Genomic DNA, 25982 nt, shown 5'->3' with positions numbered 1-25982 from the left:
GGGACCGGGGGGTCCGAGTGGGCTGCCCTCAGCTCGTAGAGCTGGGGAGGGCCCAGGGGATGGGGGGTAGCTCGATGGGCGTGCGGCTCATGGTGGTCGACGACCACCGGCTGCTCGCCGAGGCACTCGCCTCGGCGCTGAAACTGCGGGGCCACCGGGTGCTCGCCGCGGCGGCTCCGGTCGCCGGGGCCGCCGAACTGGTGGTGAGCCGGGCGCCCGAGGTGTGCCTGCTCGGCACGGCCTCGCCCGCCGAACCGGGGGTGTTCGACCCGATCGTACGGATCAAACGAGAGCGGCCGCAGGTGGCCGTGGTGGTGCTCGGCCCGGTGCCGAGCCCGCGCGGAATCGCGGCGGCGTTCGCGGCGGGCGCGTCGGGCTACGTGCGCCACGACGAGCGCATCGAGGGTGTCGAGCGGGCGATGGTGAAGGCCCGGGCGGGGGAGGCGGCGGTGGCCCCGCAGCTGTTGCAGGGTGCGTTCGCCGAACTCCTCAACCCGGCGGCCCAGCCCGACGACGAGGGCCAGAGGCTGTTGCAACTGCTGACCCCGCGCGAGGTGGAGGTGCTGGTCAGGGTGGCGGACGGCGAGGACACCCGGCTGATCGCGGCGGGCATGGGGATAGCTCCCTCGACGGCCCGGACCCACGTCCAGCGAGTCCTGATGAAACTGGGCGTCGGCTCCCGCCTGGAGGCGGCGGCCCTGGCCGCGCGAACGGGCCTCCTGGACCGCGCGGCTTCCGGGGGCGGGGTGCCGGTCCCGCCGACCTGACAGGCCGAAGATGCTCGCCCCGGCCGGCACCGACGCTGTCCGGGGCGCGGGGAACTGCGCGGCCAGCCACGCACACAGCCGCACCCAACCCACCGGCACCCAACCCACCCGCACCCCCAGACCCCTTACTCCCCAGGCGTAGGCGGAGCCGTGGGCCGCAGCTTCAGCCAGACCAGGAAGAACAGCCCCAGGGCCAGCATCCCCAACCCCGTCCAGAGGTTGATGTTCACACCCTGCGCCTTCTTCAGATCCGCGGAGGACGCGAAAACCCCCGCCCCGCCCACAATCACCCCGTACAGGGTGAACAGCCCCCCGATGATCCGGCGGATGTCGAACAACCGGGCCGCCGACGCCGACTTGCGCTCCAACTCGGTTACTTCTCGCTGCAGTTCGGACATGTGAGGTGACCTCCGAGTCAGAAGGAGTAGGGGACGTAGCAGAGCGCGGCCAGTGCGATCGCGCCCCAGCCGAGGAGGGCGGGCCGGCGGTACCAGGCCGCGTCACCCTCGGCGGGCGGCTCCTCGACGCCGGGGGACTTCGTCCCGTAGACGAGGCCCGCGAGCTCGGAGGCCGGCTTCGGCGCTGTGAACAGGGTGACCAGCACCATCACCACCGCACCCGCCACGAAGCCCACGATCGCCGAGACGAAGTTCGCGCCCTGGTCGGTCGGGATGGACACGACACCCTGCTTGTAGATCCAGAAGTAGTTGACCATCGCCGCCGTGGTGCCCGCGAAGAGACCCCACACCCCCGACTTCACCGACGCCCGCTTCCAGAACATCCCGATCACGAACACCACGAACATCGGCACGTTGAAGAAGGAGAACAGGGTCTGGAGGTAGCCCATGATGTTGGAGAAGGAGGAGGCGATGAACGCCGTACCGATCGAGGCGAGCACCCCGATCGCGGTGATCAGACGGCCGAACTTCAGGTAGTAGCCGTCCGGCTGGTCCTTCTTCACGTACTTGGCCCAGATGTCGTACGTGAACACGGTGTTGAAGGACGACACGTTCGCCGCCATGCCCGCCATGAACGCCGCGAGCAGACCGGTCACCGCGATGCCGAGCACGCCGTTGGGCAGCAGCTCCTGCATGAGCATCGGGATCGCGTCGTTGTACGTCAGGTCCGAGCCCGGCGTGCCGATCTTGGGCACGAGCACGGCCGCGACCAGGCCCGGGATCATCACCAGGAACACGATGAACATCTTCGGGAACGCGGCGATCAGCGGCGTGCGCCGGGCCGCGCTGAGGTTCTTCGCGGACAGCGCCCGCTGCACCTCGGCGAAGTTGGTCGTCCAGTACCCGAAGGACAGCACGAAGCCGAGCCCGAGCACGATGGTCAGCCAGTTCGCGCCCAGCGGGTTGGCCTGGCCGATGCCGGTGCCGCCCCACGCGGACAGGAAGTTGTCACCGTGGCTGGTCTTGAGCGAGCTCGTCAGGCCGTCCCAGCCGCCGACCCGCTTCAGACCCAGGATGGTCAGCGGTATGAGCGCGGCCAGGATCACGAAGAACTGGAGCACCTCGTTGTAGATCGCCGAGGACAGGCCGCCGATGGTGATGTACGCGAGCACGAAGAGCCCGGCGACGACGATCGCCACCCACTGCGGCCACCCGAGCAGCGCCTCCACGACGATCGACAGGGCGTACAGGTTGACCCCCGCGATCAGCACCGCGGCGAACGCGAAGAGCACCGAGGCCAGCAGGTGCGCCGATTTGTCGAAGCGCTGGAGCAGGAATTCCGGTACGGAGCGGACCTTCGAGCCGTAGTAGAAGGGCATCATCACGAGCCCGAGGAAGACCATCGCCGGGATCGCGCCGATCCAGTACCAGTGCACGACCGCGACGCCGTACTGGGCGCCCGTCGCGGACATGCCCAGGATCTCGGTGGCGCCGAGGTTGGCGGCGACGAAGGCGAGCCCGGTCACCCAGGCCGGCAGCGACCGGCCCGACAGGAAGAAGTCGAGGCTGGTCTTCACGCTGGCGCGGGCGGCGAAGCCGATGCCCAGTACGACGATGAAGTAGATCGCCAGAATCGTGTAGTCGAGCCCGTTGGTGGGGAGCCGAAGCCCCGCGGCCAGGTATTGCATGCGTACTCGCTTCGTCGCGCTTACTGATCCGGGACGGGAACCTACGCCTCCATGTTCAGAAACTGAACAGTTTTGATGAGATTGTTTGTTTGATTGTGATCGAGCCTGGATCCCGGCCGGCCTGCCTTCCCACTTCGGCGCCGTACTTGATCAACCATGGCAACCGCTTGCATGCCCATTGACGGAGCCTGTTGGCTTGTGGTTTGTTGTGTGCGGTTCTGTTGGATGGTGGAGGTTGGTTGCAGGTGAAGAAGACGTCGACCCGGCTCGCCGACGGTCGTGAGCTGCTCTACTACGACTCGCGGGACGACCTCGTACGGGACGAGACGGACCGCCGCCCCCTCGACCCGGTCTCGACCGCGTCCGAGATCCGCCGCGACCCGCTGCTCGGCGACGCCGTCGCCATCGCCTCCCACCGCCAGGCCCGCACCTACCACCCGCCGGCCGACGAATGCCCGCTCTGCCCGTCCCGCGACGGGCGCCTCAGCGAGATCCCGGCCGCCGACTACGACGTCGTCGTCTTCGAGAACCGCTTCCCCTCGCTCGCCGGCGACTCCGGCCGCTGCGAGGTCGTCTGCTTCACCTCCGACCACGACGCGTCCTTCGCCGACCTCACCGAGGAACAGGCCGCGCTCGTCCTGGAGGCCTGGACCGACCGCACCGCCGAAGTCGCCGAACTCCCGCAGGTCCAGCAGGTGTTCTGCTTCGAGAACCGGGGCGCCGAGATAGGCGTCACCCTCGGCCACCCGCACGGCCAGATCTACGGCTACCCCTTCACCACCCCGCGCACCGCCCTCATGCTCCGCTCGCTCGCCGAGCACCGCGAGCGCACCGGCGGCCGCAACCTCTTCGACGACGTGGTCGAGCGGGAGCTCGCCGACGGCGACCGGGTGGTCATCGAAAGCGAACACTGGGTGGCGTTCGTGCCGTACGCGGCCCACTGGCCGTACGAGGTCCATCTGCACCCCAAGCGGCGCGTCCCGGACCTGCGGGCGCTCGACGACGGCGCGCGCACAGAGTTCCCACGGATCTATCTGGAACTCTTGAGGCGCTTCGACCGGATCTTCGGCCCCGACGAGCCGCCCACCCCCTACATCGCCGCCTGGCACCAGGCGCCGTTCCGGGGCGAGGGCGCCGTCGACCGCGCGGAGTTCGGGCTCCATCTCGAGCTTTTCACCATCCGACGCACTTCCGGCAAGCTGAAGTACCTCGCGGGTTCCGAGTCCGGCATGAGCGTGTTCATCAACGACGTGCCGCCGGAGGCCGCGGCCGAACGACTGCGAGAGGTGGCCAGTAAGTGAGCAAGTACCTGGTGACGGGCGGTGCGGGGTACGTGGGCAGCGTGGTGGCGGCCCACCTGGTCGAGGCCGGCCACGAGGTGACCGTCCTGGACGACCTCTCCACGGGCTTTCGCGAGGCGGTCCCGGCCGGCGCCGAGTTCATCGAGGGCCGCATCCAGGACGCGGCCGAATGGCTCAACCCTTCCTTCGACGCCGTCCTCCATTTCGCGGCGTTCTCGCAGGTGGGCGAGTCGGTGGTGAACCCCGAGAAGTACTGGTCGAACAACGTGGGCGGCACGATGGCCCTGCTCGCGGCGATGCGGGACGCGGACGTCCGCACCCTGGTCTTCTCCTCCACGGCCGCGACCTACGGCGAACCGGTCTCGACCCCGATCACCGAGACCGACCCGACGGCCCCGACCAGCCCGTACGGCGCCTCCAAGCTGGCGGTCGACCACATGATCGCGGGCGAGTGCGCGGCCCACGGCCTGGCCGCGGTGTCGCTGCGCTACTTCAACGTGGCGGGCGCGTACGGAAACCGCGGCGAACGCCACGACCCGGAGTCGCACCTGATCCCGCTGGTCCTCCAAGTGGCGCTGGGGGAGCGGGAGTTCATCTCGGTCTACGGCGACGACTACCCGACGCCGGACGGCACCTGCGTACGGGACTACATCCACGTGGCCGACCTGGCGGAGGCACACCTGCTCGCGCTGGATGCGGCGACGGCGGGCGAGCACCTGGTGTGCAACCTGGGCAACGGCAACGGGTTCTCGGTCCGCGAGGTCGTGGAGACCGTGCGCAAGGTGACCGGACACCCGATCCCCGAGGTGATCGCGGCCCGGCGCGGCGGCGACCCGGCGGTCCTGGTGGCCTCCGCGGCGCGCGCCCACGAGCGCCTGGGCTGGCAGCCCTCACGCGCCGACCTCGCCGGAATCGTGGCGGACGCCTGGGCGTTCGCGCGGCGGACGGAGCACGCGGGTGAGTGAAGTGGCCGCCGCCTTCCGGGAGTTGTACGGGCACGAGCCCGACGGGGTGTGGGCGGCGCCGGGCCGGGTCAACCTGATCGGCGAGTACACCGACTTCAACGAGGGCTTCGTCATGCCGCTCGCCCTGCCGCACACGGCGGTGGCGGCGGTGTCCCGGCGCACGGACGGGGTCCTGCGCATCCACTCGGCGGACATCGGGGGCCCGGTCGTGGAACTCCGGGCGGACGACCTGGAGCCGCTGTCCGGCGCGGGCTGGGCGGCATACCCGGCGGGCGTGGTGTGGGCACTGCGACAGGCGGGCCACGAGGTGCCGGGCGCCGACATCCACCTGACGTCGACGGTGCCGACGGGCGCGGGCCTGTCGTCGTCGGCGGCGCTGGAGGTGGTGACGGGCCTTGCGCTGCGTGACATATTCCAACTCCCCTTGTCCATGGAGGAGTTGGCGTCGATCGCACAACGGGCGGAGAACGATTTCGTAGGCGTCCCGTGCGGAATCATGGACCAGACGGCGTCGGCGTGCTGCACGGAGGGGCATGTGCTGCACCTGGACGCCCGGGACCTGAGCAGACGCCAGATCCCCTTCGATCTGCCGGCGCACGGTCTGCGACTCCTGGTCGTGGACACCCGCGTGAAGCACGCGCTGGGGGACGGCGCGTACGCCGAACGGCGCGCCGGCTGCGAGCAGGGCGCGCGGGAGCTGGGTGTACGGACCCTGCGCGAGGTCCCGTTCGCACAACTCCACTCTGCGCTGGGTCGGTTGTCGTCCCCGACCGTACGGGACTACGTACGGCATGTGGTGAGCGACAACGAGCGGGTGGAGCGGGTGGCGGCGCTGCTGTCGGCGGGGGGCGTCCGGGGTGTCGGCCCCGTCCTGACCGAGGGCCACGCCTCCCTGCGGGACGATCTGCGGGTGTCCTGCGCGGAGCTGGACCTGGTGGTGTCGACAGCGGTGTCCTCGGGGGCGCTGGGCGCGCGCATGACGGGCGGGGGTTTCGGCGGCTCGGCGATCGTGCTGGTGGAGGAGGCGGGGGTGGACCCCGTGACGAAGGCCCTGATGACGGCCTTCGAGGAAGCCGGCCTGGCCCGCCCGAGGGTGTTCGAGGCGGTGCCGTCGCAGGGGGCGCGGCGGGTGGGGTGAGGGGGGCGGTGGGGTGCGCTGGGGCTCCGCCCCAGACCCCGTCGGTTCCTCCCCGAGGGCGGTGTGTGGTGGGTGGTCATTCGGCTGCGGACCGTGGGTGGCCGGTCGCGCAGTTCCCCGCGCCCCTGGCAGGGCTGATCCCGGCCGGGGCGACATCTTCAGCCCGTCCGGCGTTTGAGGACGAGCGCCCTTCAGGCGCGATCGGGGGTCAGGGGGCGGAGCCCCCGCAGGGGTCCGGGGCTCAGCCCCGGGCATGCCGGGTCAGCTCGCATCCCGGACCACGTCCCCGCTCGCACCCCCGTCCGCGGCGCAGCCCAGCCGCTTGGTCAGGGTGTACTCCGTCACCCCCGGCGGATAGTCGGGGATCGCGCACACCACCTCGTACCCTCGCTTGCGGTAGAACCCGGGCGCCTGGAAGTCCCACGTCTCCACCCGGGCGAAGCCGCAACCTCGTTCGGAGCGCGCCAACTCCTCCGCCGCGGTGAGGAGTTGAGAGCCCAGGCCCCCCGAGCGGAGCCCCTCGTCGATCCAGAGGAGGTCCACGTGCAGCCACCCCGCCCACGTGCGCCCCACCAGGCCCCCCGCAAGCAGCCCCTCCTCGTTCAACCCCCAGACGTGCAAAGGGACTTCCTTCTCCGACGGCGTTCCGCGCAGGGCGCGCAGCACCGGGGACCGCTCCGTATTCGTGTCCCGCAGCCGCCGATGCAGCTGCACCTGCCGGTCCTTGTCCACTTCTGTCTCGATACGAAACATGGAACCCACCCTAAACATTCGCGCACGCCAAGTAGCCGTACGGGTTCAATCAGTTCTGCAAAGTGCCTTCCGCTCACAGCTCACGGCCCTACGCTGATGCACAACACCGGTGGGGGCCGGTGTTGATCAGGGGGCGAGACAGTCGGGTACGTCGCCCGGGGTGGGGTAGTGCTCAGTGCACGGCGGCGGCCGTGCGACTGCGGTGAACCCGGCTCCGGGCGCCGTACCCGTACCGGTCCGTCCCCCGACCCTGGGGGTGTCACTTGGTACGTATCCGAGTTCTGGTGGTGGACGACCATCGCATCTTCGCCGAGTCGCTCGCCGCGGCCCTGGCGGCGGAGCCCGACGTGGACGTCGCCGCCGCAGGCAGCGGTCCCGCGGCGCTGCGCTGCCTGGAGCGGGGCGCCGCCGAGGGCCGCAGATTCGATGTGATGCTCGTCGACGCGGACTTGGGCACATCGGCGACGGTCCCGGTGGCCCGCGCGGTGCCCGACAGCGGCGCCGACGGCCTGGTGGACGGCATCTCCCTGGTCGCGGGCGTGCGTTCGGGCCAGCCCGCGGTGCGCACCGTCGTACTCGCGGAGAAGGACGACCCGCGCCGGGCCGCCCTCGCCCTGCAGGCCGGCGCCTGCGGCTGGGTCGCCAAGGACTGCTCCCTGCAACGGCTGCTCGCCGTGATCCGGGGCGTCCTGCGCGACGAGACGCATCTGCCGCCCGCCTTGCTCACGGGCGTCCTGCGCGAGCTGACCGCCGCCCGCAAGCACCGCACCGAGTCCGAGCGGCTCGTCGAGTCGCTCACCCCGCGCGAGCGCGAGGTGCTGCGCTGCATGGTGGCCGGGCTCGGCCGCAAGGCGGTCGCCGAGCGCCTGTTCCTGTCCCCGCACACGGTGCGCACCCACATGCAGAACGTGCTCGGCAAGCTCGGCGTGCACTCCACGCTCGCGGCCGTCGCCCTGGCCCGCCGGGCGGGCGTCGGCCCGGTCGACCTAGCCGGGGATGTTGTCGAACGGGGCGGTCAACTGGCGTAGCAGGGCCGCCAGTTCGCCCCGCTGGCCCCGGCTGAGTTCGCCGAGGATGGCCCGCTCCTGCTCAAGGAGCCCGGCGAGCGCCTGGTCGGCCCGGTCGCGACCCTCGGGCGTGAGCCGCACCAGGACCCCGCGCCGGTCGCTGGGGTCGGGCAGCCGCTCGACCAGGCCCTTCTTGGCGAGCCGGTCGATCCGGTTGGTCATCGTGCCCGAGGTGACAAGGGTCTGCGTCAGAAGCTGCCCGGGCGAGAGCTGGTAGGGGGCGCCCGCGCGGCGCAGCGACGTCAGTACGTCGAACTCCCAGGGCTCCAGGCTGTGCTCGGCGAACGCGAGCCTGCGGGCCCGGTCGAGATGGCGGGCCAGCCTGCTGACCCGGCTGAGCACCTCGAGTGGTTCCACGTCGAGGTCCGGGCGCTCTCGGCGCCATGCTGCGACCAGTCGGTCGACCTCGTCCTCCATGGCGATCAGTGTAGAGGGTCTGTCGACGTGAAGTCTCTTGACGTCAAGATATATATCGAGCCACCATTGGGCATGGAGGGGCCGGGACCCTGTTCCGCTTCGGCCAGCCGTACCTGCAAGGGGGCTCGAACATGCATTCCGATTCATCGACGACCACCACACAGACCGAGCCACCGGTCTGGGATCCGCAGCAGTATCTGCGTCACGCCGGGCACCGCACCCGCCCGTTCCTCGACCTGCTCAGCCGCATTCCGGAACTCCCCGCGATCGGCGGCCTCTCGCCGCGGATCGCCGACCTCGGCTGCGGCCCCGGCAATGTCACCGCCCGCCTCGCCGACCGCTGGCCCGACGCCCGCATCACCGGCTTCGACCTGTCGCCGCAGATGCTCGCCCAGGCCGACAAGGACCACGCCGGAACCACCGCCGGCGGCGGCTGGCTCGACTTCCAGATCGCCGACGCCGCGCACTGGGTACCGGGCGAACCGTACGACCTGATCGTCTCCAACGCGGCCCTGCAGTGGGTCCCCAACCACCCCGAGTCGTTCCCCGCCTGGATCGACGGCCTGAGCCCCGGTGGCACCTTCGCCTTCCAGGTGCCCGGCAATTTCACCTCGCCCAGCCATGCGATCCTCGCCGAACTCTGCGAGTCCCCGCGATGGCGCCGACGCCTCGATGATCACGGCCGCCGCTACGTCCATATCCTCGAACCCGCCGACTACCTGACCCGCCTCGCCGACCTCGGCTGCGTGGCCGATGTCTGGGAAACCGTCTACTGCCAGCTGCTCACCGGCACCGACCCCGTACTCGACTGGGTGAAGGGCACCGCCCTGCGCCCCGTGCTCACCGCCCTCGACGGGGACCAGAAAGCCATGGACGCCCTGCTCACCGAATACCGCGACCGGCTCCGCGAGGCCTACCCGCCGGGCCCGCACGGCACGGTCTTCCCGTTCCGCCGCATTTTCGCCGTGGCCAGGAAGAAATAGGGGAATCCCGCCGATGCTCGCCGCCGTCGACCATGTGCAACTCGCCGCCCCGCCGGGCAGCGAGCCGCAGTTGAGGACGTACTACGCAGACATACTCGGCATGACCGAAATCCCCAAGCCCCCGGCCCTCGCGGCCCGCGGCGGCTGCTGGTTCCAGTACGGGCCGGTCCAGCTCCACCTCGGCATCGAGGAGGACTTCCGCCCCGCGAGGAAGGCCCACCCGGGGCTGCGCGTCACCTCGATCGAGGCGTACGCGCGCCGCCTGGAGGAGCGCGGCGCGAAGGTCGTCCGGGACGACACCCTGCCGGGCCACCGGCGCTTCTACTCCGAGGACCCGGTGGGCAACCGCCTGGAATTCCTGGAGCCGGTCCCCGCTTCCGGATGAACGCGGAATGCCCCGCCCCTCCATCGACCGAAGGGGCGGGGCACTCGCGTATCGGCCTAGTAGATGCCGTTGTACGTGTTCCAGCCGGCGCCCAGGCCCACGCGCTCCTTGAAGGTGCCCGTGCCGTTGGCGTCGTAGCGCCAGGCCTTGCCGGAGCTGTCGACGCCGATCACGTCGGCACGGCCGTCACCGGTCATGTCGCCCGGGGTGGCCAGCTTGTTGTAGCCGTTCCAGCCGCCGCCGAGGTCGATGCGGTTGCCGAAGCCGGGGGTGGACTTGCCCGGGTACATGAACAGGTGGCCGTTGCCGTCACGGGCCAGCAGGTCCGCGATGCCGTCACCGTTGACGTCACCGGCACCGATGAGCTTGTTGAACCCGTTCCAGCCGGCGCCGAGGTCGACCCGGTTGTAGAACCCGGTCCCCTGGCCGTTGCCCGGGTAGAGGTACATGTGCCCGTTGTTGCCCCGCGCGAGCAGGTCGCCGTTGCCCTCACCCGTGAGGTCCCCGACCCCGGCGAGCCCGTTGAACGCGTCCCAGCCGGCGCCGAGGTCGTTCTGCCCGACGTGCAGGTGGCCGTCGGGGAAGACCGCGATCAGGTCGCCCCAGCGGCTGTTGCTGGACAGCGAGGACGTGTACGCCAGTGCGTTGGCCGGCGCACCTGCCCAGCCGCCCGGGTCGCCGACCTGCTGCCGGTCGGAGAGGGTGCCGTCGCCCTTGGCCCAGTAGTAGTAGAGCGAACCCTGGCCGTCCAGGGCCATCAGGTCGGCCTTGCCGAAGGTGGGGTTGCCGCCGGTGTTGGCCAGGGTGACGGCGCTCCAGCCCGTCCCCATCTGCGAGCGCGCACCGAGGCCGCCCGTACCGTTGGGCGCGTAGAACCAGAACGTGCCCGCGGCGTCGCGTGCCATCAGGTCGCCGTAGCCGGTGGTGTCGTCCTGGCCGAGGATCTGGTTGTAGATCCCCCAACCGGTGCCGATCTTGACCCGGTCCTTCAGCGGGGCCGCGGCGTTGCCGGAACCCGGGTAGAAGAACAGGTCGCCGCCCGGCGTGCGCGCCACGACGTCGGCGTTGCCGTCGGCGTCCATGTCGCTGGCGCCCACGAGCTGGTCGTAGATGCCCCAGCCGCTGCCGACCTTGATCCGGTCGCCGTACGGGCTGCCGGTGACCGAGCCGGTGCCCGGGTACAGGTACAGGTCGCCGGAGGGCGTGCGTGCCATCAGGTCGGTCTTGCCGTCACCGGTGACGTCGCCGGGCGAGAACAGCTTGTTGTAGGCGTTCCAGCCGTTGCTCGACCAGGACAGCGAGCCGCTGTTGACGGAGAGCTGGTCCTTGCCGGCCGAGTCCGTGTAGTGCGTGGCGGACAGGCCGGTGTACAGCGAGAGCTTGCCGGTCGCGGACAGGACGAGCAGCTCGGGGTTGGTGTCGCCGTCGATGTCGCCGGGCTCGATCAGGTCCTTGAAGGCGCCGTAGCTGTTCGCGACCGTCGGGTTCGGGACGTTCTTCCCGGTCTCCAGGGTGAGCGAGTCGTCCGGCTCCCGGACGAGGAGGTCGCTCCTGCCGTCCTTGTCCAGGTCGAAGCGGGGCTTCGAGGGGACGCCCGTCGTGGCGGCGTACGCCGACTTGCGCTGCGGGATCTGCAGCGAAGGCTGGGCGAACTTCTTCGCCGGCTTCGCGGCGGCATGCGGACCCGCCGGGTTGCTGTCGGCCGAGGCCGGGCCGGCGAGGAGCATGCCCGCCGACAGGACGATGGCGGTGCAGGCCGCGAGGCGGCTCGCGCGCTTGGTGCGCACAGAGGACAAAATTCCCCCCATGGGAATAAACGGGTAGATCCGGGGGGAATGGGAATCGCTGCGTATTCGTCGTCGCATGGGCGCGCGGAAAAAGGCGCGGCACGCACGCCGTGGCGGCACTGCAGGGCAGTCACGGGTGATTGCACGCGAGGAATGGCGAAAATCCCCCCCGGGATTGTGCGTGAAGACTACAGCGGATTCTTGTGTAGTTGAAGTGAAAATTGTGGCCGATGTTGTCCGCTGTTGCCCGGAGGGAGTCCGGAGGAGTCCGCTGTTGGCCGGAGGGAGGGAGGGAGGATCAGTTTTTGCGGTGTCCTATCAGGCGCGGTTTCGGTTCAAGGCCGTCCAAACCGTGCCAGGCCAGATTCACCAGATGCGCGGCGACTTCCGCCTTCTTGGGCTTGCGCACGTCCAGCCACCACTGCCCGGTGAGGGCCACCATGCCGACCAGCGCCTGCGCGTACAGCGGCGCCAGTTTCGCGTCGAAACCGCGGGCCTTGAACTCCAGGCCCAGAATGTCCTCGACCTGGGTCGCGATGTCGGAGATCAGCGAGGCGAACGTTCCGGTCGACTGGGCGACGGGGGAGTCGCGCACCAGAATGCGGAATCCGTCCGTGTACGTCTCGATGTAGTCGAGCAGGGCGAATGCGGCCTGCTCCAGGAGTTCCCGCGGATGCCCCGCGGTCAGCGCGCCCGTCACGCCGTCGAGCAGTGAGCGCATTTCCCGGTCCACGACGACCGCGTACAGGCCTTCCTTGCCGCCGAAGTGCTCGTACACCACCGGCTTGGACACGCCCGCCTTCGCCGCGATCTCCTCGACCGAGGTGCCCTCGAAGCCCTTCTCCGCGAAGAGTGTGCGACCGATGTCCAGCAGTTGCTCCCGGCGCTCGGCGCCGGTCATCCGGGTCCGGCGGGTGCGCCGGGGCTTGTCTGCGGAGCCTGGGGCCCCGGCCGAGCGGGAGGAGCCAGAGGTGCTGGTGGTACGGGTGGTGCTGGAGTCGGTCGCCACGTCGTCCATCATGCCGCCTCGGCGGCCTTTTCCTTGCGCCGGGACCGGCCGCCGTCCTCGTTCCGCTTGGAGTCGATACGGGCCGCACTCGGCCAGCGCACGTCATGGGCCAGGCCCAGCTGCTCGCACCAGCGGATGATCCGGGCACTGGAGTCGATCTGCCCGCGCATCACACCGTGCCGCGCCGACGTCGGGTCCGCGTGGTGCAGGTTGTGCCACGACTCGCCGCACGAGAGCACCGCCAGCCACCACACGTTGCCGCTGCGGTCACGTGACTTGAAGGGCCGCTTGCCCACCGCGTGACAGATCGAGTTGATCGACCACGTCACATGGTGCAGCAGCGCGACCCGCACCAGGGAACCCCAGAAGAACGCCGTGAACGCGCCCCACCACGACATCGTCACCAGACCGCCCACCAGCGGCGGAATCGCGAGCGACAGCGCCGTCCAGAACACGAAGTCGCGCGAGATGCGGCGGATCGCCGGGTCGGCGAGCAGATCCGGGGCGTACTTCTCCTGCGAGGTCTGCTCCTCGTCGAACATCCAGGCGATGTGCGCCCACCACAGGCCCTTCAGCAGCGCCGGCAGCGTCTCGCCGAACCGCCACGGCGAATGCGGATCGCCCTGAGCGTCCGAGAACTTGTGGTGCCTGCGATGGTCGGCCACCCAGCGCACCAGCGGCCCTTCCACCGCCATCGAGCCCGCGACCGCGAGCGCGATCCGCAGCGGCCGCTTCGCCTTGAACGAGCCGTGCGTGAAATAGCGGTGGAAACCGATCGTCACGCCATGGCAGCCCAGGTAGTACATGAAGACCAGGAGGCCGAGATCGAGCCAGCTCACCCCCCAGCCCCAGGCGAGCGGCACCGCCGCGAGGAGCGCCACGAAGGGCACCGTGATGAAGAGCAGCAGAGCGACCTGCTCGATGGAGCGTTTGCTCTCGCCGCCCAGCGTCGCGGACGGCATCGGAGGCTCGTCCGGGGACTTGAGCAGATCGGGACTGGTGGTCATGGGGAGTACCCCCGGCAGGGTGAGGAATTCGAGAGGGATTGCCTGGCTACGGTTGCGTAACCTACGGCAACGTAAGTATGGCAGTGCCGTGGCCGGGGACAAGAGCCCGTGACGGCGGGGCGGAACGGGACACCTATCCTGTGTCTCGTCGGACAGCGCGGTCCGCAAGCCTCCAGAACCCTCCAGACGTGCTCAAACACTGCAAGGAGCCGCACCTGTGAGCAGTGCCGACCAGACCCCCTCCGCCAGCCACGAGCTGCGCGCCGACATCCGCCGACTGGGTGACCTCCTGGGCGAGACCCTCGTCCGACAGGAGGGCCCCGAGCTCCTTGAGCTCGTCGAGCGGGTCCGGGCGCTGACCCGGAGCGACGGCGAAGCCGCCGCCGAACTCCTCGGCGGCACCGAAGTCGAGACCGCCGCCAAGCTGGTGCGCGCGTTCTCCACCTATTTCCACCTCGCGAACGTGACCGAGCAGGTCCACCGCGGCCGTGAGCTGCGCGCCCACCGCGCCGCCGAGGGCAGCCTCCTCGCCCGCACCGCCGACATGCTCAAGGACGGCGACCCCGAGCACGTCCGCGAGAGCGTCAAGAACCTCAACGTGCGGCCGGTCTTCACCGCCCACCCCACCGAGGCCGCGCGCCGCTCCGTCCTCAACAAGCTGCGCCGCATCGCCGAGCTCCTGGAAACCCCGGTCGTCGACTCCGACCGGCGCCGTCACGACCTGCGCCTGGCCGAGAACATCGACCTGATCTGGCAGACCGACGAGCTCCGCGTCGTACGCCCCGAACCGGCCGACGAGGCCCGCAACGCCATCTACTACCTCGACGAGCTGCACGCCGGCGCCGTCGGGGACGTCCTGGAGGACCTCGCGGCAGAACTGGAGCGCGTCGGCGTCGAGCTGCCCCCGGGCACCCGGCCGCTCACCTTCGGCACCTGGATCGGCGGCGACCGCGACGGCAACCCCAACGTGACCCCCAAGGTCACCTGGGACGTGCTGATCCTCCAGCACGAGCACGGCATCAACGACGCGCTCGAAATGATCGACTTCCTGCGCGGGCTGCTCTCCAACTCCATCCGCTACGCCGGAGCCACCGAAGAGCTGCTCTCCTCCCTCCAGGCCGACCTCGAAGCCCTGCCCGAGATCAGCCCCCGCTACAAGCGGCTCAACGCCGAGGAGCCCTACCGGCTCAAGGCCACCGCGATCCGCCAGAAGCTCGTCCACACCAAGGACCGGCTCGCCAAGGGCACCCCGCACCAGCCGGGCCGCGACTACCTCGGCACCGCCGAGCTCATCGCCGACCTCACCCTCATCCAGACCTCCCTGCGCGACCACCGCGGCGCCCTGTTCGCCGACGGCCGCATGGACCGTACGATCCGCACCCTCGCGGCGTTCGGCCTCCAGCTCGCCACCATGGACGTACGCGAACACGCGGATGCCCACCACCACGCGCTCGGCCAGCTCTTCGACCGGCTCGGCGAGGAGTCCTGGCGCTACGCCGACATGCCGCGCGACTACCGGCAGAAGCTCCTCGCCAAGGAGCTGAGGTCCCGGCGCCCGCTCGCGCCCACCCCGGCCCCGCTGGACGCGGCCGGACAGAAGACCCTCGGCGTCTTCGGCACCATCAAGGAAGCCTTCGAGCGGTTCGGCCCCGAGGTCATCGAGTCGTACATCATTTCGATGTGCCAGGGCGCCGACGACGTCTTCGCCGCCGCCGTCCTCGCCCGCGAGGCCGGCCTCATCGACCTGCACGGCGGCTGGGCCAAGATCGGCATCGTGCCGCTCCTGGAGACCACGGACGAGCTGCGCGCCGCCGACGTCATCCTCGACGAGATGCTGGCCGACCCGTCCTACCGGCGGCTCGTCTCGCTGCGCGGGGACGTCCAGGAGGTCATGCTCGGCTACTCGGACTCCTCCAAGTTCGGCGGCATCACCACCTCCCAGTGGGAGATCCACCGCGCCCAGCGCCGGCTGCGCGACGTCGCACACCGGTACGGGGTGCGGCTCCGCCTCTTCCACGGCCGCGGCGGCACCGTCGGCCGCGGCGGCGGCCCCTCGCACGACGCCATCCTCGCCCAGCCCTGGGGCACCCTGGAGGGCGAGATCAAGGTGACCGAGCAGGGCGAGGTCATCTCCGACAAGTACCTCATCCCGTCGCTGGCCAGGGAGAACCTGGAGCTCACGGTGGCGGCCACCCTCCAGGCGTCCGCCCTGCACACCGCGCCCCGCCAGTCCGACGAGGCGCTCGCCCGCTGGGACGCGGCCATGGACACGGTGTCCGACGCGGCGCACTCGGCCTATCGCAAGCTGGTCGAGGACCCGGACCTGCCTGCCTACTTCTTCGCCTCCACCCCCGTCGACCAGCTCGCCGAGCTGCACCTGGGCTCGCGCCCCTCGCGCCGGCCCGACTCGGGGGCGGGCCTCGACGGTCTTCGCGCGATCCCGTGGGTGTTCGGCTGGACCCAGTCCCGGCAGATCGTGCCCGGCTGGTACGGCGTCGGCTCGGGCCTCAAGGCGCTGCGCGAGGCCGGGCTCGACACGGTGCTCGACGAGATGAGCGAGCAGTGGCACTTCTTCCGCAACTTCCTCTCCAACGTGGAGATGACGCTCGCGAAGACGGACCTCAGGATCGCCCGGCACTACGTCGACACGCTCGTGCCGGACGAGCTGAAGCACGTGTTCGCGGCGATCGAGGCGGAGCACGAGCTGACGGTGCGGGAGGTCCTGCGGATCACCGGGGGTGAGGAACTGCTCGGTGCGAACCCGGTGCTGCAGCAGACCTTCGCGATCCGGGACGCGTATCTGGACCCGATCTCCTACCTTCAGGTCGCCCTGCTGGCCCGCCAGCGGGCGGCCGCCGACCGGGGCGAGGCCCCGGATCCCCTGCTGTCCCGTGCCCTTCTCCTCACGGTGAACGGAGTAGCAGCGGGCCTGCGCAACACGGGCTGATCCTTTCCCCACCCCGCCCCTTCCCTCTGTGGCACTCTGCGGCTCCGCCGCGTGGGCTCAGGGGGGGCGGGGTGCCGGGAACGGCGCGAGCGGGCGTTCACCCGCTGCGGGGTCGGGGGCACAGCCCCCGGGAGTCACAGGGCGATGAATGCCGCGGCCATCGTCGCCGCGCCCAGCACCCCCGCCACCCACCCCGTCCGCGGCATCCGCAACCCCCCACCGATCACCAGCGCCGCGAGCAGCAGCGCTCCCGCCAGGGGGAGCCAGGCGTACAGGAGGCCCGCCGGCCCGCTGCGTACCGCCTGGGTCGTGCCCGGTTTCACGACCACCGGTATCCGGGCGCCCCGACGGACCGCCACCGACTCGGCGATCGTCATGCCGGGGTGTGCCGACGAGCCCGCCGAGGGCCGGTACGGGCCGGTGCACACGTCGTCCGCGCACTTCGTCACCGTCAGCGTGCCGTGGTCGCGGCCCTTGGCCAGGACCACGTGCTGGGCGGTGCCCCAGGACGACCAGAACCCGGCGACCAGGAGCAGCGCGGCGACCAGGGCCATCGCGGCCCGCCGCACGTACAGCAGGAAGGTACGGCTCCGTTTCGTCATGGGGCGCGATCCTGGCGGGTGACGATACGTTCGGTCAACCTCTCCCCAGGGAAGCGACGGTGCTTCGCCGCCCTTGTCAGGAGTTGTACGTCGACTGGGCCCGCTCCAGGCCCTCGATGACCAGGGCCTCCGCCGCGTCCGCCGCGCGGTCCACGAAGTAACCCAGCTCCTTGCGCTCCGTCGAGGAGAAGTCCTTCAGGACGAAGTCCGCCACCTGCATCCGGCCCGGCGGCCGCCCGATCCCGAACCGCACCCGGTGATAGTCCGCCCCCAGCGACTTCGTGATCGACTTCAGGCCGTTGTGCCCGTTGTCCCCGCCGCCCAGCTTCAGCCGCAGCACCCCGTAATCGATGTCCAACTCGTCATGAATCGCAACGATATTGGCCACCGGAACCTTGTAGAAGTCGCGCAGCGCCGTCACCGGGCCACCCGAAAGGTTCATGTACGACAGCGGCTTGGCCAGCACCACGCGGCGGTTCAGCGGACCCGGCGGACCGATCCGCCCCTCCACGACCTGCGCCCGCGCCTTGTGCGCCTTGAACCGGCCCCCCATCCGCTCGGCGAGCAGATCGACGGTCATGAACCCGACGTTGTGCCGGTTCGCGGCGTACTCCGGACCCGGATTGCCCAGGCCCACGATCAGCCAGGGTGCGTTCGCGTCGTCGGTCGTCATGCGGGCTGCGTCTCCTCACGTACGTAGAGCAAGAAAAAACGGGGCGGCGGGCCATTGTGGCCCGCCGCCCCGTCGGAGTCCGTGCCCGGCACGGATCTCAGGCAGAGCGTGCGGCTCAGGCCTCGGCGCCTTCGGCCTCGGTCTCGGCGGCCGGCTCCTCGGCCTGCGCGGCCAGGATCTGGATGACGACGGCCTCGGGGTCGGTGGCCAGGGTGGTGCCGGCCGGGAGCTTGATGTCCTTGGCGTGGATGGCCGCGCCGGCCTCAAGACCCTCGATGGAGACCGAGACGGAGGTCGGGATGTGGGTGGCCTCGGCCTCGACGGAGAGCGTGTTCAGCACGTTCTCGACCAGGAAGCTGCCCGGGGCCAGGTTGCCCTCGGTCTCGACCGCGATCTCGACCGTGACCTTCTCGCCCTTCTTGACGAGCAGCAGGTCGACGTGGACCAGGTAGCCCTTGATGGCGTCGCGCTGGACGGCCTTCGGGATGGCGAGCTCGGTCTTGCCGTCGATGTCCAGGGACAGCAGGACGTTCGGCGTACGCAGCGCGAGCAGCAGGTCGTGGCCCGGCAGGGTCACGTGGACCGGCTCGGTGCCGTGACCGTAGATGACACCGGGAACCTTGTTCTCACGGCGGATGCTGCGGGCGGCGCCCTTGCCGAAGCTGGTACGGACGTCGGCGGCGAGCTTGACCTCGGACATGTGCACTCCTCGTAGAAGGTGAACCAAAAACTGGCGGTCACCCGGCCACGACTGGCCTGCTACGAAGAGCGCGTCGATAACGGACCGCCGTACCTCAGGTACGGCCTCCCTCGCCGAGCAACTTCCCCAGACTACCCGGCCACCCCCCACCCGCCCAATTGGATCAATGGGAGCTGCCCGGCTATCGGATCGCGCTCCATAGGCGTTCGCCTATTCTTGCTGCTCATGGACCTGCTGCTGCACCTCAGGTACTTCCGCACCGTCGCCGAAGAAGAACACTTCGGCCGCGCCGCCGAACGCCTGCGCGTCGCCCAGCCCTCCCTCTCCCAGCGCATCCAGCGCCTCGAACGCGAACTCGGCGTCCGCCTCCTCGACCGCGGCCGCACCGGCGCCACCCTCACCCCCGCCGGACGCCTCGTCCTCGCCGAGGCCGACACCCTCCTCGACGCCGCCGACCGCCTGCGCACCCTCGTCGGCCGCGTCCAGGGAGGCGCCGCCGGCACCCTGCGCGCCGCCGTCCCGCCCCAGCTCGGCGGCGCCACCGTCGCCGCCCTCCTCACCGCCTACCGCGAACGCAGCCCCGGCGGCGAACTCGACCTCCGCGAACTCGACACCGCCGACCAGACCGCCGAACTCACCGCGGGCACCCTCGACGCCGGCATCGTCCGCCACCCCTGCCCCACGACCGGCCTCGGCTTCGGCCCCCAGCTCCACCAGCCCCTCGGCGCCCTCCTCGCCGACCAGGACCCCCTCGCCGCCCACCCCGAGATCGACGTACGCGAACTCGACGGCCGCGAACTCGTCCTCTTCCCCCGCGCCGGCGCCCCCGCCCTCCACGACGAAACCCTCACCGCCTGCGCCCGCCACGGCTGCACCCCCAGCGCCGTCCGCGAAGTCGCCGGCATCGAATTCACCCGCGCCCTCATCCTGTCCGGCACCCAGGTCGTCGCCCTCCTGCCCCGGCCCGCCCCCGAACCCGGCACCACCTGGCGCCCCCTGCGCGCCAACCCCCTCACCTGGCGCACCTCCACCGCCTGGCCCGCCGGACGCGACGGCCCCGCCGTCCGCCTCTTCACCGAAGCCGCCCACGACGTCCTGCGCGAAACCGCGGGCCTCGTCCCCACCGCCCCCCAACGGCGCCTCTTCCCCCGCCCCGCATCGGAGTTCCCGCTGTGAACACCCCCGTACGCAGCCGCATCACCGCCGCCTTCACCGACGCCGGCACCACCGGATCCCTCTGCGCCACCGACATCGACACCGGCGCCGCCATCACCCTGGGCGCCGACACCCCCGTCTCCACCGCCAGCGTCCACAAGCTGTGCCTCGTCGCCACCCTCTACCGCGAAGCCGCCGCCGGACGCATCGACCCCACCACCCCCCTCGACATCCCCGCAGGCGGGCGCGCCCCCGGCCCCACCGGCCTCGCCGTCATGCGCGACGCGGCCCGCCTCTCCCTGCGCGACCTCGCCTCCCTCGCCATCGCCGTCAGCGACAACGCCGCCGCCGACGTCCTCTGGGACCACCTCGGCCTCGACACCGTCAACGCCACCATGAAGGCCCTCGGACTGACCCGCACCATCGCCGTCCACAACCAGGCCGGCCTCTACGCCACGATGGTCACCGACACCGGCCGCAGCGGCCCCGCAGCCCTCGTCGACCCCGCCGCCGTCGCCCGCCTCACCGTCCTCGACCCCACCCGCACCAACCGCTCCACCCCCCGCGACATGGCCGCCCTCCTCGCCGCCATCTGGCGCGACGAAGTCTGCGAAGGCCCCTGGGCCGACGAACTCCGCGCCGTCCTCGGCGTCCAGGCCTGGAGCCACCGCCTCGCCTCCGGCTTCCCCTTCGACGACGTCCACGTCAGCGGAAAAACCGGCACACTGCCCACGCTCCGCCACGAAGCCGGCGTCGTCGAATACCCCGACGGCGGCCGCTACGCCGTCGCCGTCTTCACCCGCGCCGCCTCCACCGCCGCCACCCTGCCCGCCGCCGACGCCGCCATCGGACGCGCCGCCAGAATCGCCGTCGACGCACTGAGGGCCGGCACATGAGTCCTGTCCGGCCCCGGGCATGAAGAAGGGGCCGCGCCCGAAACCGGACGCGGCCCCAACTCCGTACAGCTACAAGCTAGTTCTCCTCGAAGAGACTCGTCACCGAGCCGTCCTCGAAGACCTCACGCACCGCGCGGGCGATCGACGGAGCGATCGAAAGCACCGTGATCTTGTCGAGCTCCAGATCCGACGGATCCGGCAGCGTGTTCGTGAACACGAACTCGCTCACCTTGGAGTTCTTCAGACGGTCCGCCGCCGGACCCGACAGGATGCCGTGCGTCGCCGTCACGATGACGTCCTCCGCACCGTGCGCGAACAGCGCATCGGCGGCGGCGCAGATCGTGCCACCCGTGTCGATCATGTCGTCCACCAGGACACAGACGCGGCCCTTGACGTCACCGACGACCTCATGGACGGTCACCGTGTTCGCGACGTCCTTGTCACGGCGCTTGTGCACGATGGCCAGCGGCGCGTCCAGACGGTCGCACCAGCGGTCGGCGACGCGCACGCGGCCCGCGTCCGGAGACACGATCGTCAGCTTCGAGCGGTCGACCTTCGCACCCACGTAGTCCGCAAGGACCGGCAGCGCCGTGAGGTGGTCCACCGGGCCGTCGAAGAAGCCCTGGATCTGGTCCGTGTGCAGGTCGACGGTGAGAATGCGGTCCGCGCCCGCCGTCTTCAGCAGATCGGCCACCAGACGCGCCGAGATCGGCTCGCGGCCCTTGTGCTTCTTGTCCTGACGGGCATAGCCGTAGGACGGAACGATCACGGTGATGGATCGCGCCGACGCCCGCTTCAGGGCGTCGATCATGATCAGCTGCTCCATGATCCACTTATTGATCGGAGCCGTGTGGCTCTGGATCAGGAAGCAGTCCGCACCACGCGCCGACTCCTGGAAACGAACGTAGATCTCACCGTTCGCGAAGTCGAAGGCCTTCGTCGGCACGAGGCCCACACCCAACTGGTGCGCAACCTCCTCGGCCAGCTCGGGGTGGGCGCGGCCGGAGAAGAGCATCAGCTTCTTCTCGCCGGTCGTCTTGATCCCGGTCACAGCACAGTCTCCTCAGACGTGTTCGATGCCGCCGAACCCACCGCGGTCCCTGTCGCGGCGAGCCGGCCGAATATGTGCACCTGTCGCATCTATCACGGTACGCCGTGAAAGACGCCCCCGAATCCGGTCAGTTCTCCCCGCCCGACTGCTCGGCCGCAGCCTGAGCAGCCTGCGCGGCAGCACTTCCCGGACGCTTGCGCTCCACCCAACCCTCGATATTCCGCTGCTGGCCACGGGCGACGGCCAACGAACCCGGCGGCACATCCTTCGTGATCACCGAACCCGCAGCGGTGTAAGCACCGTCCCCCACTGTGACAGGAGCAACAAACATGTTGTCCGAACCCGTCTTGCAGTGTGAGCCGATCGTCGTGTGGTGCTTGGCCTCACCGTCGTAATTCACGAACACACTGGCCGCGCCGATGTTCGTGAACTCACCGATCGTCGCGTCCCCCACGTACGACAGATGCGGAACCTTCGTCCCCTCACCGATCGTCGCGTTCTTCGTCTCGACGTACGTACCGATCTTGGCCTTCACACCGAGCCGCGTACCCGGCCGCAGATAGGCGTACGGGCCGACCGTCGCCCCCTCACCCACCTCGGAGTCGTACGACACCGCATTGTCGACCCGGGCATCCCGGCCCACGATCGTGTTCGTCAGACGCGAATGGGGACCCACCTCGGCACCCGAAGACAAGTGCGTCGAACCGAGCAGCTGAGTGCCGGGCAACACCACGGCATCCTGCTCGAACGTCACCTGAACATCGACGAACGTCGTCGCCGGATCCACCACCGTCACACCGGCCAGCATCGCCCGCTCAAGGAGACGGTCATTCAGCAGACGACGCGCCTCGGCCAACTGCACCCGATTGTTGATCCCCAGAATCTCCCGGAAATCCCCCGCCAACGACGCACCGACCCGATGCCCCGCCTCACGCAGAATTCCCAGCACATCAGTCAGGTACTCCTCACCCTGACTGTTGTCCGTCCGCACCTTGCCCAACGCATCCGCCAGCAACGCGCCGTCGAACGCGAACACACCGGAATTGATCTCGCGAATCGCGCGCTGCGCCTCGCTCGCGTCCTTGTGCTCGACGATCGCGGTCACCGCACCCGAGACGTTGTCCCGCACGATGCGGCCGTAGCCGGTGGAGTCGGCGACCTCGGCGGTCAGCACGGTGACCGCGTTGCGGTCCGCCTCGTGCGTACGGGTCAGCTCCGCCAGCGTCGCGCCGGTCAGCAGCGGGGTGTCGCCGCACACCACGACGACCGTGCCCTCGATGGTCTGGCCCAGCTCCTCCAGCGCCATCCGGACGGCGTGGCCGGTGCCGTTCTGCTCGTACTGGACCGCGGTGCGCACACCGGCGTCGATGGCGCCGAGGTGGGCGGACACCTGCTCGCGGGCATGGCCCACGACCACGACGAGGTGCTCGGGCTCCAGCTCACGAGCGGCCGCCACGACATGGCCGACGAGCGAGCGCCCGCAGATCTCGTGCAGAACCTTGGGAGTGGCCGACTTCATGCGGGTGCCCTCACCCGCGGCGAGGACGACGACGGCGGCCGGGCGGGTTGCGCTCACGGAGGTGCCCTTCGGCTTCGGGGGGTGGACACCCGAAGGATACCGGGGGGTTTCGCGGATGAAATCGGGGTGGGGGCGGGGGAAAACACGGCGGGTCCTGACTGGGACAGTCAGGACCCGAACCCAATAAGCTCCCCTGCCAGGACTCGAACCTGGAACAAAGCATCCAAAGTGCCACGTGTTGCCGATTACACCACAGGGGATGGCTAACTGGGCCAAAACGGACAATTTCCTAGTTGGTTCCAGCTGCGGCCCCTACTATGCCGCACCACCACCCTTCGATGCGACGGTAGAGATCAGCACTTTGCTGGATATCGATGACGAGGCAACCCCGGTACGTTTCGCCCACGTTCTTGCGGACCGTCTTCGGGTTGTGCCGCTTCAGGGTTGTCTTGCCGAAGAGGGCCACGTCGGCCCGGACGAGATCCGCCCAGTACTGCTCGGCTCCTCGGATGTCGGCCGACTCGTGGATCATGAGGCGGAACTTCAGGTGGTGGGCCTCGACGCCGACCAGGCGCAGCCAGCGCAGGTAGACGGTGATCATGTTGGGGTCGCTGTTCACGAAGGTCACCCGCTCCCTGCGGGCGTGCGGCTTGTCCTTGGTGCCCTCCGCCCAGTAGAGGCCGACGCCGAACAGGAACAATTCGCGGTCGGTCATGGTGCCGATGTCGGCTGCGGCGTCCTGCTTCGTCATTCGGCGCTCTTCCTCGCGGCGCTGAAGTGTGACCTCCCAGCCGCGCTTGGCGATGGCCGACGCCTCCTCCGGGGTGCGGGTGCGGTCCGGCTTCGGCAGATCTCGTATCCAGAGGGATATCGAGCTCTTCGAGCAGCCCAGCTCGACCTGGATCTGGTCGTACGTCATGCCCTGCGAGCGGAGCTCCCGCGCGCGGTCGCGGAGGTCGTCCTTGGCGTTGGGGCGTTTGGTCCACTCCGGGGGCGGCTCGCCCTTCACCAGCCGGTGGAGGAGGTCGTTGTTGTCGACGTGCAGTCGGTCGCGGATCTGGCGCAGGCTGAGCCCCTCGCGGCGCAGAGCGATCGCCTGCTCGCGCAGGCCCTCGAAGTCGGCGTATTTGCCGGGTGTGGCTGATGTCATACGGACACGCTCGTCCGGAATGCGGATGTCCGCTCGAATAAGCGGTCGATTCACTGCATCGAGGGATGATCCCCGATTTCTGGCGTGTTCGATGCGATTTCGTGCTGCGTATGCCGACGGAAAAACGTTCGCGCCCGCCCGTAGTCTGGGAGCTATGACCGCAACGGGGGCTTACCAGGAAGCCACGGGGTTGACCTCCCGTGGCTGGTGGTGGTGGGAACGCAGGCGCAGCGCGGTGCTGGATGTGCTGCTCGGGGTGATCTCCGCGCTGGAGTGTGCGCTGGAGGGTGTGAGTTTCGCGGGGGCCTCGGGGCTGCCCGTGCCGGCCGGGGTGTTGCTCGGCCTTGTCGCGGGGGCGTCGTTGGTGCTGCGGCGCCGGTGGCCGATCGCCGTGGTGCTGGTGTCGGTGGCGGTGACGCCGGCCAGCATGGGCTTCGTCCTGAGCGTGGTGGGTCTTTACACGCTGGCCGCGTCGGATGTGCCGCGCCGGATCACGGCGGCGCTGGCGGGGATGTCGGTGGCGGGGACGTTCATCGTCACGTTCGTACGGATGCATCAGAGTGTGGAGCGGGGTGATTACGACCCGGGGCGCTGGTATGTGCCGCTGCTGTCGGTGGTGATGTCGCTCGGGATCGCGGGCCCGCCGCTGTTGTACGGGCTGTATATAGGGGCGCGGCGGCGGTTGATGGAGTCGTTGCGGGAGCGGGCGGATTCGCTGGAGCGGGAGTTGTCGCTGCTCGCGGACCGGGCCGAGGAGCGGGCGGAGTGGGCGCGTACGGAGGAGCGGACGCGGATCGCCCGGGAGATGCATGACGTGGTGGCGCACCGGGTGTCGTTGATGGTGGTGCACGCTGCGGCGTTGCAGGCGGTGGCCCGTAAGGATCCGGAGAAGGCGGTCAAGAACGCGGCGCTGGTCGGTGACATGGGCCGGCAGGCGTTGACGGAGTTGCGGGAGATGCTCGGGGTGTTGCGGGCCGCTGATCAGCAGCCGGTGGCGGTGCGGGTGGATCCGGTGCCGTTGGCTGCGGTGGGGGTGGCTGCCGCGGTGGCCGCCGCGGCAGCGGAGGAGGGGCCCTGTCTGGCGGACATCGAGGCTCTGGTGGGGCAGTCCCGGGAGGCCGGGATGGTGGTGGAGCTGATGGTGCAGGGGGAGGTGCGGGGGTATGACGCGCTGGTGGAGCAGACGGCGTACCGGGTGATCCAGGAGGCGCTGACCAATGTGCACAAGCATGCGGCGGGCGCGAAGGTGATGGTGCGGCTCGCCCGTCGGGAGGCCGAGGTGGCGATGCAGGTGGAGAACGGTCCTGCGGACGGGGTCACGGCCGATGCGGGGTTGCCGTCCGGTGGTAATGGGCTGGTGGGGATGCGGGAGCGGGTGACGGCGCTGGGTGGGGTGTTTGTGTCGGGGGCGACGGACGCGGGTGGGTTCCGGGTGTCGGCGGTGCTGCCGGACCGGGCTCCGGTGGTGTCGTAGCGTCCCTGGCGCTCCGCCCCCAGACCCCATCAAACGCTGGACAGGCTGGGTATGCCTGCAGGGGGCGCCCTGCCAAGGACGGCCCTGCCAGGGGCGCGGGGAACCGCGTGACCGGCCATGCACGGTCCGCAGCCGAGAACCCGCAGCGTA

24 protein-coding genes and 1 tRNA gene are annotated in these 25982 nt (G+C 69.9%); 11 read left to right on the top strand and 14 right to left on the bottom strand.

Annotation, left to right across the window (positions count from 1 at the left end; genetic code table 11):
- Positions 1 to 74 precede the first annotated feature (74 nt).
- Positions 75 to 767 (top strand): helix-turn-helix transcriptional regulator, encoded by a 693-nt coding sequence (locus IE206_RS09095; protein WP_189961877.1) that lies wholly within the window; start codon positions 75 to 77, stop codon positions 765 to 767.
- Positions 768 to 892: 125 nt separating this feature from the next.
- On the opposite strand, the gene IE206_RS09090 is transcribed toward IE206_RS09095, so the two are convergent.
- Both IE206_RS09090 and IE206_RS09085 read right to left on the bottom strand, forming a co-directional pair.
- Positions 893 to 1165, bottom strand: a complete 273-nt coding sequence (locus tag IE206_RS09090; protein WP_189961539.1) for a hypothetical protein — start codon at positions 1163 to 1165, stop codon at positions 893 to 895.
- A gap of 17 nt (positions 1166 to 1182) precedes the next feature.
- Positions 1183 to 2853, bottom strand: coding sequence for a sodium:solute symporter family protein (locus tag IE206_RS09085; RefSeq protein ID WP_189961538.1), 1671 nt, complete (start codon positions 2851 to 2853; stop codon positions 1183 to 1185).
- 245 nt (positions 2854 to 3098) lie between these two features.
- Here IE206_RS09085 and galT point away from each other — a divergent pair, with 245 nt between their 5' ends.
- The 3 genes from galT to galK are packed head-to-tail and all read left to right on the top strand — an operon-like array spanning position 3099 to position 6257.
- Entirely contained in the window at positions 3099 to 4154 is a 1056-nt protein-coding gene (galT, locus tag IE206_RS09080) for a galactose-1-phosphate uridylyltransferase (RefSeq protein WP_189961537.1), read from the top strand.
- Complete coding sequence (gene galE / locus IE206_RS09075; RefSeq protein ID WP_189961536.1) at positions 4151 to 5119, top strand: UDP-glucose 4-epimerase GalE; 969 nt, start codon at positions 4151 to 4153, stop codon at positions 5117 to 5119. Before galT ends, galE begins: the two co-directional genes overlap by 4 nt.
- On the top strand, positions 5112 to 6257 hold the full coding sequence (gene galK / locus IE206_RS09070; protein WP_189961535.1) for a galactokinase: 1146 nt from the start codon (positions 5112 to 5114) through the stop codon (positions 6255 to 6257). Before galE ends, galK begins: the two co-directional genes overlap by 8 nt.
- Positions 6258 to 6518: 261 nt before the next feature.
- Here galK and IE206_RS09065 read toward each other — a convergent pair whose 3' ends face one another.
- A complete protein-coding gene (locus tag IE206_RS09065) occupies positions 6519 to 7010 on the bottom strand; it encodes a GNAT family N-acetyltransferase (RefSeq protein WP_189961534.1) in 492 nt (163 codons plus the stop codon).
- A 263-nt stretch (positions 7011 to 7273) separates the two neighbouring features.
- Between IE206_RS09065 and IE206_RS09060 the strand changes: the two genes are divergently transcribed.
- Positions 7274 to 8038 (top strand): LuxR C-terminal-related transcriptional regulator, encoded by a 765-nt coding sequence (locus IE206_RS09060; protein WP_053724555.1) that lies wholly within the window; start codon positions 7274 to 7276, stop codon positions 8036 to 8038.
- Here the strand turns inward: IE206_RS09060 and tamR are convergent.
- Positions 7997 to 8494, bottom strand: coding sequence for a MarR family transcriptional regulator TamR (tamR, locus tag IE206_RS09055; protein WP_189961533.1), 498 nt, complete (start codon positions 8492 to 8494; stop codon positions 7997 to 7999). The genes IE206_RS09060 and tamR overlap by 42 nt on opposite strands.
- A 131-nt stretch (positions 8495 to 8625) precedes the next feature.
- On the opposite strand from tamR, the gene IE206_RS09050 reads away from it, so the two are divergent.
- A complete protein-coding gene (locus IE206_RS09050; RefSeq protein WP_189961532.1) occupies positions 8626 to 9477 on the top strand; it encodes a trans-aconitate 2-methyltransferase in 852 nt (283 codons plus the stop codon).
- Positions 9478 to 9490: 13 nt separating this feature from the next.
- Positions 9491 to 9862, top strand: coding sequence for a VOC family protein (locus tag IE206_RS09045; RefSeq protein WP_189961531.1), 372 nt, complete (start codon positions 9491 to 9493; stop codon positions 9860 to 9862).
- A 56-nt stretch (positions 9863 to 9918) separates the two neighbouring features.
- On the opposite strand, the gene IE206_RS09040 is transcribed toward IE206_RS09045, so the two are convergent.
- From IE206_RS09040 to IE206_RS09030, 3 genes are all read right to left on the bottom strand, one after another.
- Positions 9919 to 11649 (bottom strand): FG-GAP repeat domain-containing protein, encoded by a 1731-nt coding sequence (locus tag IE206_RS09040; protein ID WP_226598886.1) that lies wholly within the window; start codon positions 11647 to 11649, stop codon positions 9919 to 9921.
- A gap of 298 nt (positions 11650 to 11947) precedes the next feature.
- The gene (locus tag IE206_RS09035; RefSeq protein WP_189961530.1) at positions 11948 to 12670 is read right to left on the bottom strand and encodes a TetR/AcrR family transcriptional regulator; all 723 of its coding nucleotides are present in this window, start codon (positions 12668 to 12670) and stop codon (positions 11948 to 11950) included.
- Complete coding sequence (locus IE206_RS09030) at positions 12667 to 13665, bottom strand: acyl-CoA desaturase (protein ID WP_189961529.1); 999 nt, start codon at positions 13663 to 13665, stop codon at positions 12667 to 12669. Before IE206_RS09030 ends, IE206_RS09035 begins: the two co-directional genes overlap by 4 nt.
- Positions 13666 to 13882: 217 nt before the next feature.
- Between IE206_RS09030 and ppc the strand changes: the two genes are divergently transcribed.
- Entirely contained in the window at positions 13883 to 16612 is a 2730-nt protein-coding gene (ppc, locus tag IE206_RS09025) for a phosphoenolpyruvate carboxylase (RefSeq protein WP_189961528.1), read from the top strand.
- Between the two features lie 134 nt (positions 16613 to 16746).
- On the opposite strand, the gene IE206_RS09020 is transcribed toward ppc, so the two are convergent.
- The 3 genes from IE206_RS09020 to IE206_RS09010 all read right to left on the bottom strand — a co-directional run bounded on the left by IE206_RS09020 (position 16747) and on the right by IE206_RS09010 (position 18587).
- Positions 16747 to 17214: a hypothetical protein gene (locus tag IE206_RS09020; RefSeq protein ID WP_189961527.1), complete on the bottom strand. Its 468-nt coding sequence runs from the start codon at positions 17212 to 17214 to the stop codon at positions 16747 to 16749.
- A gap of 76 nt (positions 17215 to 17290) precedes the next feature.
- A complete protein-coding gene (gene pth, locus IE206_RS09015; RefSeq protein WP_189961526.1) occupies positions 17291 to 17887 on the bottom strand; it encodes an aminoacyl-tRNA hydrolase in 597 nt (198 codons plus the stop codon).
- A 115-nt stretch (positions 17888 to 18002) separates the two neighbouring features.
- Positions 18003 to 18587 carry a 50S ribosomal protein L25/general stress protein Ctc gene (locus IE206_RS09010; RefSeq protein ID WP_189961525.1) on the bottom strand — a complete coding sequence of 195 codons (585 nt, stop codon included), beginning with the start codon at positions 18585 to 18587 and terminating at the stop codon, positions 18003 to 18005.
- 225 nt (positions 18588 to 18812) lie between these two features.
- Between IE206_RS09010 and IE206_RS09005 the strand changes: the two genes are divergently transcribed.
- Positions 18813 to 19763: a LysR family transcriptional regulator gene (locus tag IE206_RS09005; protein WP_189961524.1), complete on the top strand. Its 951-nt coding sequence runs from the start codon at positions 18813 to 18815 to the stop codon at positions 19761 to 19763.
- Positions 19760 to 20638, top strand: coding sequence for a serine hydrolase (locus tag IE206_RS09000; RefSeq protein ID WP_189961523.1), 879 nt, complete (start codon positions 19760 to 19762; stop codon positions 20636 to 20638). The genes IE206_RS09005 and IE206_RS09000 overlap by 4 nt, the downstream gene beginning before the upstream one ends.
- A 76-nt stretch (positions 20639 to 20714) precedes the next feature.
- Here the strand turns inward: IE206_RS09000 and IE206_RS08995 are convergent, their stop codons facing one another.
- The 4 genes from IE206_RS08995 to IE206_RS08980 form a co-directional block, all read right to left on the bottom strand.
- Positions 20715 to 21689 carry a ribose-phosphate diphosphokinase gene (locus IE206_RS08995; protein WP_053725021.1) on the bottom strand — a complete coding sequence of 325 codons (975 nt, stop codon included), beginning with the start codon at positions 21687 to 21689 and terminating at the stop codon, positions 20715 to 20717.
- 127 nt (positions 21690 to 21816) lie between these two features.
- Positions 21817 to 23265, bottom strand: a complete 1449-nt coding sequence (glmU, locus tag IE206_RS08990) for a bifunctional UDP-N-acetylglucosamine diphosphorylase/glucosamine-1-phosphate N-acetyltransferase GlmU (RefSeq protein WP_189961522.1) — start codon at positions 23263 to 23265, stop codon at positions 21817 to 21819.
- 131 nt (positions 23266 to 23396) lie between these two features.
- A tRNA-Gln gene (locus IE206_RS08985) sits at positions 23397 to 23468 on the bottom strand.
- 29 nt (positions 23469 to 23497) lie between these two features.
- Positions 23498 to 24358 carry a hypothetical protein gene (locus IE206_RS08980; protein WP_189961521.1) on the bottom strand — a complete coding sequence of 287 codons (861 nt, stop codon included), beginning with the start codon at positions 24356 to 24358 and terminating at the stop codon, positions 23498 to 23500.
- A 154-nt stretch (positions 24359 to 24512) separates the two neighbouring features.
- Between IE206_RS08980 and IE206_RS08975 the strand changes: the two genes are divergently transcribed.
- Positions 24513 to 25832, top strand: coding sequence for a sensor histidine kinase (locus IE206_RS08975; RefSeq protein ID WP_189961520.1), 1320 nt, complete (start codon positions 24513 to 24515; stop codon positions 25830 to 25832).
- Positions 25833 to 25982: the final 150 nt, after the last annotated feature.

Source organism: Streptomyces violascens (assembly GCF_014649955.1).
In the GTDB taxonomy this organism is placed as follows: Bacteria; Actinomycetota; Actinomycetes; order Streptomycetales; family Streptomycetaceae; genus Streptomyces; species Streptomyces violascens.
This window is presented reverse-complemented; position numbering and strand designations above follow the sequence as displayed.